Source organism: Methanosarcina baltica (assembly GCF_055394095.1).
In genome coordinates, this window is the sequence record NZ_AP042463.1 from 862,163 (window position 1) to 875,361 (window position 13,199).

The window sequence follows — 13,199 nt, forward strand, 5'->3', positions numbered from 1 at the left end:
TCGGTTACTCCATTTCCGGGTTTGGAAAAGTACAAAGGTATCAAAAATTCAAACCCGGTTTGCCATTTCCGGGTTTGGAAAAGTACAGAGGTATCAAAAATTCAAACCTGGTTTTGCCATTTCCGGGTTTGGAAAAGGGTACTGAAAACCATCGAAAAACCTTAAAAAAACCACGAAAACGGCAAGGGATCCTCACATTAAAACCTCCAGGTGAAAGGAGTTCCTTGCCACCCTTTTTTTAAAAAAGATGACAAACGAATAATCAGACCTTTAACCGCTGGATTCAGAGTTATGGAATTTCGTCGTTTTTCGGCGTACATGAGATCAAAGCCTTTAATCAGATTAAAGGGCCTGATAAAACAAAAGGGGCCGGAATTATCAAAAACCCGCATAAAACATCCCAAATTATGTTATATATATTTAGATTTAAAAAAGTATTGTAGGCAATGCGAAAACAAAAAGGGACAAAACATTTCCCGGTAAAAATCACCGGTATAAATTCCTCAAACTCACAACTTCTAAAATAGATTAAAAATTATTGCAATAAAACCGAACAGAGGGCTGGTAAAACCATGAAGTGCATGATAATCGGGGGTTTTCTTGGAAGCGGGAAGACCACAACGATCAGAAAGCTGCTGGAAACCCTGGAAAGGCAGGGAAAGAAAACTGCTATCATTGTCAACGAGATTGGGGAAATCGGAATTGACGGAGACACGGTTTCCGGAAGCGGGGTTGAGACCCGGGAACTTACAAGCGGCTGCATCTGCTGCACCCTCAGGATCAGCCTGCAGGACACACTGAAAACCCTGATAAAAGAGTACTCTCCGGACACCGTGATCATAGAGCCCACAGGCATAGCGTTTCCAGCGCAGATAAAGGACACTATAAGCGATATGAAACTTTATGACCTTTCTTTTGCCCCGATAGTGACCCTCGTGGACGCCAGCCGTCTGAACACCGATCCTGAAAAACTCCAGAACTTCATGAGAAACCAGATAGAGGACGCGGAAATCCTTGCCATAAACAAAGCCGACCTGATAGGAAAGGAAAGGCTTCTGGAAATCTGTGTCTTCCTGCGCAGGCTTAACCCGAAAGCCAGGATGCTCCATTTTTCAGCCAGGGAGGGGGGAGAAGAATTCGAAAAGTTCCGGGGAATGCTGGGAGGCTTCGGTAGAGAAAATGCAGCGGAGAGGGGGCCTAAAAGAAATTCAATAGACATTTCCGGGGTTTCGGCTTACTCTTCCGAATTTAAAATTGGAGCCCGGGAAATTAGCCCTGAAAATGCCATTTCGATTTCTGGACAAATCCTTGAAAACATAAGGGATGAAGCCAGGAAACTGAACCCCGAGTTTACAGGCCACATAAAGCTTTCTTTCACCCACCAGGGCACCCGGATAAAGGGAAGTGTGACTTCAGCCTATGAAAGTCCTGAAATTGAGGTCCTTGAACAGACCGGAAGCACGCGGTCGAAAATAAAGGTGCTCTCGGCCCTGACGGATGTTTCCGGAGAAAAACTTGCCGAACTCGTGGATGCGGCCGTATTAGGGCAATTTGAGAGCCAGCAACTTGAGGTTGAAAAAATAAAGCAGACTTTAAAACACACTGAAATGCATAATCAGGGCCTTCCGATGAAACTCTAAAAACCCCTTCGGAGTTATGGAATTTCGTCGTTTTCCGACGTATGGGAAATCAAAGCCTTTGATCAGATTAAAGGGGCCTGAATTATCAAAAACCCGCATAAAACACCCCAAATTATGTTATATATATTTAGATCTAAAAAAGTATTGTCGACAGTGGAAAAACAATATAGTACAACACATTTCCCCGGCAATGATCACCTGCAATAATCACCTGTAACTGATTACGAATTCCGACCTTAGCAACAGGCCATTCATTGTTATTTTTTTGTTTTTTTATTTTTTATTTTTTATTTTTTTAGTTTGTTTTTATCTTGATTAACATGGAAAGAGGAAAAAGAGGGACAAAAATGTACGGAATTGCACTGGATCTGGGAACCAGCGGTTTTAGGGCACATCTAATTGATATGGAATCGAAAAAGACCGTAAGAACCGCAATGACGATGAGACATCCCCTCCCCGGAGGAAATGTCATAGACCACCTGGACTTTGCCCTGGAAGTGGGAGAAGAGGTTACGCACTGCATAATTATGGACGCGGTGAAAAAGGTCATTGAAACCCTGGAAGTGGACCCCATAGAGGTTGAAAAACTGGCGGTCTGCGGAAACCCTATACAGCTCTCCCTCTTCCAGAAATCGGAGATAAGGGACCTGGCCTATGCCGGGAAGAACATGCAGAAACGCCTTGGGGTTGAAAATGTAACGCGGGAGGCCAGGGTTTTTCCGGCATCTGAAATATTCGAAGGCGTCCTGGATATGCCGAACTGCAAAATCATTGTGCCCCCGGCAATTGCCCATGAAATCGGAGCCGATGCCCTGGCAATGATGATAGAGACCGATTTCCTCAATCAGGACGAGGTCTCTATTGTTACCGATTACGGCACGAACGCCGAGATGGCGATAAAGGTGGGAAACAGGATCATCACGGGAAGCGCAGCCGCAGGGCCTGCAATCGAAGGGCAGGGTATAAGCTGCGGGATGGTCGCAAGTCCGGGGGCGATTGCGGACGTGAACCCAGAGGGGGCTTACTGGAGGCTCACGGTCCTGGACGACCGGATGGAAGGACAACCCGGAGCCCTCGTAAACCCCGTTACGGGAGAAGTTAAGGAAAAGGGCTGGATTGACGCCGTGGGGATTACAGGCACCGGAGTGATTGCAGTTATTGCCGTCGCAATTGAAACGGGCCTGATGGAACAGCCTCCGAAACTGCCCAACGGGAAACTTATCCTGGGCGAGGGTATTGAGATTACGGAAAAAGACATTGCTGAAGCCGGAAAGGCCATCGGAGCCATAAGAGCGGCCCAGTTGACCCTGATCCTGGAAGCCGGGCTTTCCTTCGAGGCCCTGGAAAACGTTTACATGTCAGGGGCCACGGGGACCTACGTGGATGCCAGGAAAGCCAGGAAGATCGGTTCCTGTCCGGATTTCTCGAAGAAAACCGTGCAGTTCGGAAACACCTCGATAGCCCTTGCGAGAGAACTTGTGCTGGACGAGTCCAGGCTTGACGAGGTTATTGCCCTTGCCAACAGCATCACGGCCGACCACCTGATGATGGCGACCTCTAACACCTTCAAGAACATCTATGTCTGCGAGCTCTCCTACTGGACCGAGGGCATGCCCCTGAAAAAGTACACAAAATTCATGAAAATGTACAAATATCCCCCCTTCCCGGAACCAGTCCAGGCCCCGGAACTGGAAAGGAGAGCCGCAAAAGATATCGAAGGGCCCGAAAGTTCGGTCATCGAAATCGTCCGGGATATAGGGACTGTCATCGAAGTTCCCGTAGAAGACTGCATTTTTTGCAAGCGCTGTAACGAGGAATGCCCTGAAAATGCTCTGACAACCATTGAAAGAGACGGAAAACGATTTGCAAGCTGTATCACCCAGAACTGTCTGGGGACAAGTTGCAGGCGCTGTGCCGAGGCCTGCCCTGTAAACGCGCTAGACTTCAAGAATGTCTCAATGCCGAATGCAGGCGAACTGCAGAGCAGGGACGTGAGCGAGGAAGTGGCCGGGTACTGCGATTTCAAAATTTGAGAATAAACCACAGAAAAATACAGAACGACAAGAAACGACATGGAAAAACATGGAAAGACACGACACGGTAAACGGCCTGCTGGCCGTTGGATAACCGGGTTTTTTAAAGAATGGGTCAAATATAATATCAAGTATTTTTGTTTACCATTTATTAACCACGGAAAACACGGAAGCCGGCCTGCGGCCGGTGAGTAAGTTGGATCTTTATGCAATAGGATTCAAAAACGACCCTTTGATTCATTAAAGATGACTAAAAAATACCGGAAAACCGTAATTTCCGTCTTCCCCGAGTTCCGCTTCGGGATCGCAGTAAATCAAAGATTTACTGGGAGTTGCACTGCAAGTGCAACAGCACGAGGTCCGTTTCGCTCGCTTTGCGAGCTCAAGAGGACTAAACAACACCAGAACAACCTTAAATATCGTCTTTCTGCCGTCTTTTTCCGTGTCTTCCGTGTGTTCCGTGGTTTGAATGCACACACCAAACACCCCCTCACACAAAAACACAATATGTATGAGTATGAAGCAACTCCCAAAATAAAACCTGAAGTTATATTTTCATCATTCCTAAAAAGAATCAATTCGGAACTCATCCGGATAGCAAAATTCGGTTATAAAAAAAGCTTATAAATAGTTCCGGTTTTTCGGGGAAATGGGGGCTGCACATGCCCGGGTTAATGGGACATGTGCTCTTTTTTTACAGCATTGCGTTTTAATGGTTTGATCCCGAATGATTTAGAGCTGTTCGAAAAGCAGCATGTTGTTCAGGACGGACTGGATCTTCCAGTAAACGAAGTTTCTATAGCTGGCGGGGTTCGGGATGTCGTAGATTGCCATCCCCCCGACGTTCCAGGAGACGTTGGAGACAAGTTCGCTCCGCTGCAGTTCGTCCACGAATATTTTGAGCTTGCTGAAGTCGTCGATGTGTTCCCTCCAGTCTGCGGCCCTCATTTGACTGTCCCTGTCTTCCTCCGTCATTTCCACTTTCTGCAGGGCGAAGGAATAGGTCTCAAGCAGCTCGATGTTCGTTTTCGAGGCGTTCTTGACAATAGGATTTCCCTGCCTCATGCTCTCCCTTAACCTGTCCGTAAAACTGAAAATTTCAGCAGATACCAGTTTGTTATCGACTATCTTTTCAAGTAAATCTTTTATCTGTTCCATGGTTTTCTACCCCTGCTTAAATAAGGCCCAATAGAATGATTCCTCAATGAGCAACTTTTCTACGGTCAATTTCTCAAAGAGTAAATTTTCAAATGAATAATCCTTAATGGAGTATGTCTTCAAAGAATGAAAAAGTATGAGCAACTCCTAAAATAAGATAGTCGGTTTTCTGTATTAAAATTACCTTTTATTTAGGAAGATCTCCCTGAAACAGGAAAAGAAAAACAAAATATTAAAAGGTAAACAAAACGAGCTCAAAAAGAATATACACATAAGATGTTTTGGTAAATCGAAACTGAAAAAACAGACATAGAAAATTTGGTGGGATAGCGCGGATTTGAACCGCGGTCCAAGCGTCCCAAACGCTCGAGGATGGACCAAGCTACCCTACTATCCCACTTGGGTACTTCCCCTCAAAGGTCATCATCATATATATAGTTTCCGATTGGGAAGTTATATTTCCTTTTTTATTCCCAGCGCCTTACCAGATCATTTTCAATCCCGAGCAGATCAAGGGCCCGGCCTGCCATGGAGTCGATAATATCATCGAGGGTCTCGGGCCTTGAATAAAAGCCGGGACAGGCGGGGAGGATGCTTGCTCCTGCTTTTTTAGCTTTCACCAGGTTTTCCAGGTGAATAAGGTTCAGGGGAGTCTCCCGGGGCATGAGGACGAGTTTTCGTTCTTCCTTGAGGCAGACGTCCGCAGCCCTTGAAAGCAGGTTGTCCCCAATCCCGTTTGCAATCGTGCCCAGGGTCTTCATGCTGCATGGGGCAATTACCATCCCTCCGGTCTTATACGAGCCGCTCGCGATAGAGGCTGTAAAGTCTTTGGGGGCATGGGCCCAGGTGGCAAGCTTTTCCACTTCTTCCGGAGAATAATCCGTTTCGAGCTCTATGATCTGCTTTGCGGCCTCCGTCAGCACAAGATGGGTCTTTATACCCTTTTCTGCCAGAGCTTCCAGAATCCTGATCCCGTACCGGACCCCCGAGGCCCCGCTGATCCCTACTATGATTTCCATTGTTTTTTCCACTCCTCAGTTTTTACTACCTGGTTTTTACCACTCGACCTTTTTACTCATCAACTTCGTCAATAAATTCTGTAATCATTTTCTCCGAAGCCAGGACGATCCACTCAATCTCCTCAGAGCTTATGTTATCAAAATGGATCCCCACCACAAACACCGTTGTTTTCCGGGTGGCCCTGCTAACCTGCCTGGCTCCTTCCAGAGCAATCCGGTCGTCCCGGTGGCCGGGGAGGGTGATTACCGAAGAACTCGCACGCTGGCTCTTTTCGTCAAAAAGTCCCACCGCCACGGCCCCGACGTGTTCTTTTCCTCCGGTCAGGGTCAACAGGTAGTCTTTCCCCAGTTTTTTGATGTCGAGTACGAGTTTGATTCTTCCGGCTTCACTTTTAATGCAGTTCAAAACAAATTCCCTTCCCCGATTTCGCTTAACTTAAATTGCTTTGAATTTTTCTTTATGTCAAAAAAGTCCTTTGCCGCTTTTTCCACGGCATCACAGTGTTCTTTCGGGCTGTAAACCCCTATCCTCCAGTTGTCTATGTGGGCCTCCTGAAGAATGGACACAAAATGAGAGGCTTCGTTTAAGGGGATTATCTTATGGTCGGTTTTTATAAGGCCCCGCATTTCCAGCATCTCGGGCATCTTCGGGATGTCTACGAGAACATCCTCGGGCTCGACTCCGGCCATACTGGCAATCTCCCGTTCCAGCCTGCCGACCTTTCCCCTGTGCCTGAGCACTCCTCTCCCCACCTCTTCAAACCCTGTGTAGAGGGCCCGCTTGTAAAGCCTCCGTTCATCCAGCCTCCTTGCCAGATCGCTCGCATGGCCTCCGGCCTGGCGCATGGCGGCCACAAGGTCGATATCGTCCATCCCTTGGAGCCTTGAAGAGTCAAGTTTCTTTTCTTCGATCATAGTCTCCACGGCCTTTGAGCACATGGCCTCCGAGATGCGCGTTACGTGGTGGTAGTAGACCGAAGTGTTCATCCAAAACCTGGAAACAAGCAGGGACTCGGCGGCTTTCAGACCCCCCAGGGCCACAACCAGCCTGTTTTCAGAGAACTGCATTTTATTAATCAGGCGGTTATAGTCCACGACCCCGAAGGCAACCCCTGTGTAATGGGCGTCTCTGACCAGGTAGTCCATCCGGTCCACGTCGATTTCACTGCTAAGGACCTGCCCTATGGAAGATTCCCCTTTGATATGCCGGGCAAGTTTTCCGGGATTTAAGCCGTGCTTTTCCAGGACCTCCCCGATTTCTCCTTTCCCGATAAGATCCTTTACGTCGTCGTGCTTCCTCCGGGTATACCTGCTAATTATGTTTTCCGTCACGTGGGAAAAGGGGCCGTGCCCCACATCATGTAAAAGGGATGCTACTTTCAGTTCGATTTTTTGGTCCTCGGACACGGAATCAACATGTGACATCAGCATGGATGCCAGGTGCATGACCCCCAGGGAATGTTCAAAACGGGTATGGTTGGCCCCCGGGTAGACCAGGTTTGAAAAACCAAGCTGTTTTACCCGCCTGAGGCGTTGCATTCGGGGAGTGGAGATAAGGTCCTGGGCAATATCGTCCAGTTCAATGTAACCGTGCACAGGATCGAGGACAACCTTCATCATTTTTAAAACAGATGTCATGAAAAACTCAGCAGGATACCCGTGCCTTTAGGCATGAGAGGAATGCGTCAACTCCACCCCTGCTACCATTTGAATTAATGTTGTTGTTCTTGCAGACAAACGCTCACAGAATTTTTTTACATTGACGCTATCTGATATTTTATTTCCGAAAATATCCATTATAGCAAAATGTCCTGAAGCCCGTTTGCCTTTTACGATACCAGTTCCTTTTATGGTTTTGATTCGGTCGAATTTTCGTAACCCAAATAATTTAGCAGTCGGGATTTTCTTCTCAGATCTTTTGCCCCTCGTTTGCTGGTAGTCCCCCGAAGAAACGTGTTTTTTGTGGTAAACAGTGTTATCCGGCTTTACCTTTTCCCCGTCCTCGCAACAGATAGCAATAGCATCATTATAGTGAGTTTTTGGAAGCTCTAAAAACTGTTCTCTCTTAAACTTGGTCTCAAAACCGAATGTTTCCTCAAACTCCCATTCTGATTTTTTAAGCTGGCTCTTGATAATTCCCATCTCTGTTGCGTGCTTGGTTTTTGATCTCTTTTTCTTTAGTTCAAACTCTCCCGCATGGAGTGCCTCGTGACAGGTACGGCATAAGGTAATCAGGTTATCGGGCGTATCGGGTCCACCATCGGACCTGAAAATTATATGATGGCACTCTAACCTTTTTTCCTTTGATTTGCCTTTGCAGTGCTGGCATTTGTACCCGTCCCGATCCAGTACGAAAGCCTTTGCATTGTAGAAAGCCTTTTGTGGGCCTTCCTGATACTCAATACCTGAAACTTTCGGGTTTGTGATCCTGTGAATGTCAAATGAAGCTGTTTCTACCTTCCACTTCGTAACTGGTAAGATGGATTCCACAAAGTTTTTTTCTCTGATATGTGATTCCAGCTTGCTTCGAATGGAAGGGGCCAGCCTTCCCTCTCTTTTCGAAGCTGCCCGATTATTGAACCTTGCGGGCCTGTACCGGGTTTTCCTGCTTCTCCGGTTTCTTCGGTACATCCTCCTTTGCTCCATCTTTTTAGAAACGTCTTGTCTTAACTGGATTTCCGATTGATAAATTACTTTTCCGTTAGCAATAGCAGCACACCCAATAACTTTAGATCCGGAATCGACTCCTGCAATAATGGGCTGAGTGTACTCCTTACTTTCGTAAAGCAACTTGATAGTGAATGGTATTTTTCTGACCACTTTTGCCTTACCGGTTTTTAGCAAAATTCTGGCTTTTGCCGGGTTGGTGGGCATCAATGGATTTCCATCTATGTTCTGTACAAATACAAACATTTGTAATTACTCCTAATTGAATAGGGTTATGCGTATCCGGGCTTGATGGAGTCAATTCCGGAATTCGACTTCCTCTCGATCTGATACTGAAAGGTTTGTGTGATGAAAGCACTGTCCCTACCTCTCAAGACTGTTTAACCGGCATCCTTAGAGCCTGAAACTGAGGCGGTATTTCAGGGTAACTATAATATTCTTTCGTATCGTTTACCGAATTTTCTAAGCTCCTTAATCGGTGATCTGGTCAACCAGGGCACATTACATGCCCGTCACTTTAGTGGCGGGTAGTTGACTATATATTGAGGTTACCATTATCAATGCCTGCGTACTATTAAAGCTAAACCAAAAGCTGAACCAGTTCCAGCAAACTCTACAAAAAAAAACTAACAAAGGTAAAAACTCATGATTATATTTTCAGGCGGCACCGGCACTCCAAAATTGCTTGACGGGCTCAGGACCGTTTTTCCCGAATCCGAACTGACCGTTGTTGTGAACACTGCCGAAGACCTCGAAGTCTCAGGAAACCTGATATCTCCTGACCTTGATACCGTGCTCTATCTCTTATCGGACCGGATCGACCGGAAGAAATGGTGGGGAGTCGAGGGGGACACTTTCAGGACTCATGAACGCATGAAGGAACTCGGAATCGATGAAGGAATGATGATAGGGGACCTGGACCGGGCAACTCACATCCTCCGCTCGGCTTTCCTGAAGGAAGGAGACAGCCTAACGGAGGCAACCGAAAAACTCGCGGCCCTCTTCGAAGTCAAAGCGTCCGTTCTCCCGATGTCCGATGCCCCCGTCTCCACCTTTATCGAAACTCCCGAGGCCCCCCCAATGCATTTCCAGGACTTCTGGGTGGGAAAACACGGGGAACCCGATATACTCAAAGTGGATATCCGAGGACTTTCCAAGGCTGCCCCCTCGGAAAAGGTCCTCGAAACCCTTGAAAAGGACGACCTGGTCCTTATAGGGCCGAGCAACCCCATAACAAGCATAGGGCCAATCCTGGGCCTCAAAAACATGCGCGAGCTCTTAAAAGAGAAAACCGTCATGGCCATCAGCCCCATCATAAGCAACGCCCCGATAAGTGGGCCGGCAGGCAAACTCATGGAAGCCTGCGGGCTTGAGGTCTCCTCCTTCGGAGTTGCGGAGCACTACCAGGATTTCCTGGACTTCTTCATCTTCGATGAAAGGGACAGTGCGGAAGAATCCGCTTTTGAAAGCCTCGGGTGCGGGGTGGCAAGGGCCGATACCCTCATGACCTCGCAGGAGAAGAGTGCGGAACTTGCCAGCTTCGTACTTGAAATTTTCGAGGAACTTGCCTGAACAGGGCAGACCTCACCTTTTTTCATTTTTAGGGTTATTCTTCTTTTCAAGCTTTTTTCTGCGAATATTTTGCATTTTACATGCCGGGCAGCTCTTATAATTTCTCTGTTTGCACTGCCTGTATCGGCTGAAGAAAATGGAGAAAGGTAAACCGCTGTTGACACAGAAATGAAGTTATTATTTTGCCATAGGTCACCGTTTTTACCATTGATTTTTCGATTTCAATATTTTATTTCCCATATTTATATAGATTGTCTCTGTATAATTAATATTTTACTGTATTGCATGGTTTTGGAAGAAATACTAAAAACCAAAATATAATAAAAAGTCTCATTTTTTTTGTTTAACTGTGTAAGATATATGTAATAAGTCCTATATAAAATAGCTCTTTTTATCAAATGTAGGTATTTTTTTATAATACTTATAATCAATTTAGTAATACTAAGTGTAAATTATTATCACTATAATATGCATTTAGTTAGGATATTGGCAATATTTATAACATCGAATCTGGCTGTAGACTGTTGGTTCAAAAAGGTCTTGTTTTTAGAGTACTCTAAGGATCCGCAACGAAATAACCTACGCAATTTAGCATTTATTGTAATTTCTATTGGCGACCTTGATCATGAAAATCAACACACCCAATAGAAATTATGCATAGGTTATTCAGTGACGACTCCTAAGGTATTTATTGTGTGAACTTTCCTTTTTTACCGATATTTGGGCAGCCGTATTTACTAAAAAACATGAATAATCTGGAAAAACGCAGGATTTGTAAAATTTTAAAAATTTCTGGAAGATGTCAATTTAATATTGAAAAATCAAAGGAGATTTATTTAAAATGGATAATGGAAAAATACTGCGAATCGCGTGTTTGATGACGCTTGTTTTTGCACTTGCCGTAATGCCTGCATCGGCTGCAAACGGCAACGAACTTGCCAAAAATATATTCAATGCAGCTGAAAATGAAATCGGAGAAATCGGGGAAAACACCATTATAATTACAAACCTCGGCTATCCTGAGGATACCTGGGCATACAGAGACGCATTTTTTGAACAATTTTTTGAAAACGACCTGGTCTTTACGGAAAACCTGGTAAATGTCCAGAACCCTGCAATAAGCCCCCTCTGGTTTGCTTTCTTTGATAAAGGATCCGGAAAATGTACATATATCAGGGTTGAAGGAAAAGATGTTGCCTACCAAGCAACAGAAAGGATCGATTTCGCTTACCTTGATGCAAATCAGGCCAATTGGACTGAAAAAATGAACAACAAGGTTTTTGAAGGATATGAATTTTCAATTTTCACAATTGCCAATGCTTGCGTCAGAGGAATTGACTATGAACTTCTCCGCTGCCTGGAAATCCACAACCATTTCTGCCCTGGAGTGTTAAGTGGATACATGATTGCTCAGTGGATGGAAACCAACTACCCTCTTGAAGACAGCCAATCTTATACAGTCTTTGGATGTCCGACCTGGTGCAAGGAAGATGTTTTCATTAAACTCTGGGATTGTACACCTGGAAAACACAAGTTCTGGAATGGAGAACTTACGGAAGAACAGAACGAAAAATTAGGAGGAAATCCGGCCGGAATTTTTGTGGTCTGGGACTCAAAGAGCAACTCCGGGAAAGCAGTTGTTCTAGACTATGACAGCTCGATATGCGAAAATGACCCTGCTGATGAATGGTGGGCTTCTAAGTACAAGATGGTCCTTTGTCTGCTGGACAGCAGCTATGACGAAGTTGTCAGTGAAGCTGCCTGCATTGATATCAATGCTGATAACTTTGCCCGCATGAAACTTGCTGACGTAAACCCCTATGTGGAACTTGGATTACTGAATCCGGCAAAAGAAGGCACAGATGTGCTTTTTAACAATGCAAAAGAAGAACTGGGTCTGGGAGAGGAAGATAAATTCAGCCCTGAGAATACCCTAATTATTAGCAACATAGGTTGCCCTGAAGGAACAGAAGCCTATATTAATGAATTCTATCCCACGCTTCTTGAAGAAGGCTTGAGTATTACCGAGAACTTCATCAATGTTCAGAACTCAAAATTCAGCCATCTCTGGTTTGCTGTCTTTGATAAAGACTCTGGAAATTGTGTATTCACGATAATCGAAGACGGAGAAATCACTTACAACTCAAAGGAAAACATAGATTTCGATGAGCTTTATAAATCCCTTGCAGCCCAGGCTGCCTGGAACCAAAAAATAAAAGACAAAGTATTCAAGGGCCAGGAATTTGCCATCGTAACCATAGCAAACGGCTGGGCAAAAGGAATGGACTCGAATCTGGTTCGGAGTGTTGAATTTCACAACCACTTCTGTCCGGGGGTATCCAGCGGATATATTATCAGTGAATACATAGAAGAGCATTATCCTCTTGGAGATTCTGAAAAATATGTTGTATTTGGCTGCCCTGTTTGGTGTAAGGAAGATGTGTTCCTTAAACTCTGGGACGCAACTCCGGGTATCAGAAACTACTGGGCAAAAGACCTGACCACTGAAGAGATAAACCTTATAGGAAATAATCCCGCGGGAATCTATGTGATCTGGAATTCAACTTCCAATTCCGGAAATGCGGTTGTTATGGGCTTTGACTTTGATGTAGTCAGAGAAGAATGCGGGGCCAGGTCCGACGACGCAGGCTGGGCTTCCAAGTATCTTATGGACGAGTGGCTTATAGACAATCCAAAAGACAGCAGGGTTGTTTATGAAATAGCCAGCTACGAAATTGATGCTGAAGACCTTACAGAAATGAAATTGGCAGGTGTAAATCCCTACGCAGTTCTTGGAGTTATTTAAATAATTAAGGACTATGCTGCTTTGGAATTTATCCAAAAAATCCACTGCATGTAAATATACACAGAGAGGTGTGCCTATGGCATGCCCTCTATATTTTTTATTGTTATAATAAATGATAAGCTCAGGCAAGCAGGGGGAGTTCACATCAGTAAGGCCGGATGAATAAGACAAAAATGCCTGATATATCTATTATTTCTTCTTTTTTCGATGAGTTATATCCTTCTTATTATAATTAGTTATTAAATATTAAATGTATCAAATATTCTTTTCACTGATATCGTTATCTATTATGAATCCCATGCAT

General features: G+C 45.1%; 9 protein-coding genes and 1 tRNA gene. 4 read left to right on the forward strand and 6 right to left on the reverse strand.

What is annotated here, in order from left to right; genetic code table 11:
- Window positions 1-572: 572 nt before the first annotated feature.
- Window positions 573-1,640, forward strand: coding sequence for a CobW family GTP-binding protein (locus ACZ5QV_RS03705; RefSeq protein ID WP_464601276.1), 1,068 nt, complete (start codon window positions 573-575; stop codon window positions 1,638-1,640).
- 347 nt (window positions 1,641-1,987) lie between these two features.
- Window positions 1,988-3,673 (forward strand): methylamine methyltransferase corrinoid protein reductive activase, encoded by a 1,686-nt coding sequence (locus tag ACZ5QV_RS03710; RefSeq protein WP_464601277.1) that lies wholly within the window; start codon window positions 1,988-1,990, stop codon window positions 3,671-3,673.
- A gap of 732 nt (window positions 3,674-4,405) precedes the next feature.
- Here ACZ5QV_RS03710 and ACZ5QV_RS03715 read toward each other — a convergent pair.
- From ACZ5QV_RS03715 to iscB, 6 genes are all read right to left on the reverse strand, one after another.
- A complete protein-coding gene (locus ACZ5QV_RS03715) occupies window positions 4,406-4,831 on the reverse strand; it encodes a hypothetical protein (RefSeq protein ID WP_464601278.1) in 426 nt (141 codons plus the stop codon).
- Between the two features lie 319 nt (window positions 4,832-5,150).
- Window positions 5,151-5,228 (reverse strand) — tRNA-Pro (locus tag ACZ5QV_RS03720).
- 70 nt (window positions 5,229-5,298) lie between these two features.
- Window positions 5,299-5,850, reverse strand: coding sequence for a UbiX family flavin prenyltransferase (locus tag ACZ5QV_RS03725; protein WP_464601279.1), 552 nt, complete (start codon window positions 5,848-5,850; stop codon window positions 5,299-5,301).
- Between the two features lie 52 nt (window positions 5,851-5,902).
- A complete protein-coding gene (gene lpdD / locus ACZ5QV_RS03730) occupies window positions 5,903-6,256 on the reverse strand; it encodes a prenylated flavin chaperone LpdD (RefSeq protein WP_464601280.1) in 354 nt (117 codons plus the stop codon).
- Window positions 6,253-7,467: an HD domain-containing protein gene (locus ACZ5QV_RS03735; RefSeq protein ID WP_464602025.1), complete on the reverse strand. Its 1,215-nt coding sequence runs from the start codon at window positions 7,465-7,467 to the stop codon at window positions 6,253-6,255. The genes lpdD and ACZ5QV_RS03735 overlap by 4 nt, the downstream gene beginning before the upstream one ends.
- Before the next feature lie 48 nt (window positions 7,468-7,515).
- Window positions 7,516-8,763, reverse strand: coding sequence for an RNA-guided endonuclease IscB (gene iscB, locus ACZ5QV_RS03740; protein WP_464601281.1), 1,248 nt, complete (start codon window positions 8,761-8,763; stop codon window positions 7,516-7,518).
- Window positions 8,764-9,162: 399 nt separating this feature from the next.
- Between iscB and cofD the strand changes: the two genes are divergently transcribed.
- Complete coding sequence (gene cofD / locus ACZ5QV_RS03745; RefSeq protein ID WP_464601282.1) at window positions 9,163-10,089, forward strand: 2-phospho-L-lactate transferase; 927 nt, start codon at window positions 9,163-9,165, stop codon at window positions 10,087-10,089.
- 841 nt (window positions 10,090-10,930) lie between these two features.
- Window positions 10,931-12,895, forward strand: coding sequence for an FmdE family protein (locus ACZ5QV_RS03750; protein WP_464601283.1), 1,965 nt, complete (start codon window positions 10,931-10,933; stop codon window positions 12,893-12,895).
- Window positions 12,896-13,199: the final 304 nt, after the last annotated feature.

Coding starts and splice junctions, on each gene's coding strand:
- ACZ5QV_RS03705 (WP_464601276.1), top strand. CDS start 573: ATGAAGTGCATGATAATCGGGGGTTTTCTTGGAAGCGGGAAGACCACA.
- ACZ5QV_RS03710 (WP_464601277.1), top strand. CDS start 1,988: ATGTACGGAATTGCACTGGATCTGGGAACCAGCGGTTTTAGGGCACAT.
- ACZ5QV_RS03715 (WP_464601278.1), bottom strand. CDS start 4,831: ATGGAACAGATAAAAGATTTACTTGAAAAGATAGTCGATAACAAACTG.
- ACZ5QV_RS03725 (WP_464601279.1), bottom strand. CDS start 5,850: ATGGAAATCATAGTAGGGATCAGCGGGGCCTCGGGGGTCCGGTACGGG.
- ACZ5QV_RS03735 (WP_464602025.1), bottom strand. CDS start 7,467: ATGAAGGTTGTCCTCGATCCTGTGCACGGTTACATTGAACTGGACGAT.
- iscB (WP_464601281.1), bottom strand. CDS start 8,763: ATGTTTGTATTTGTACAGAACATAGATGGAAATCCATTGATGCCCACC.
- cofD (WP_464601282.1), top strand. CDS start 9,163: ATGATTATATTTTCAGGCGGCACCGGCACTCCAAAATTGCTTGACGGG.
- ACZ5QV_RS03750 (WP_464601283.1), top strand. CDS start 10,931: ATGGATAATGGAAAAATACTGCGAATCGCGTGTTTGATGACGCTTGTT.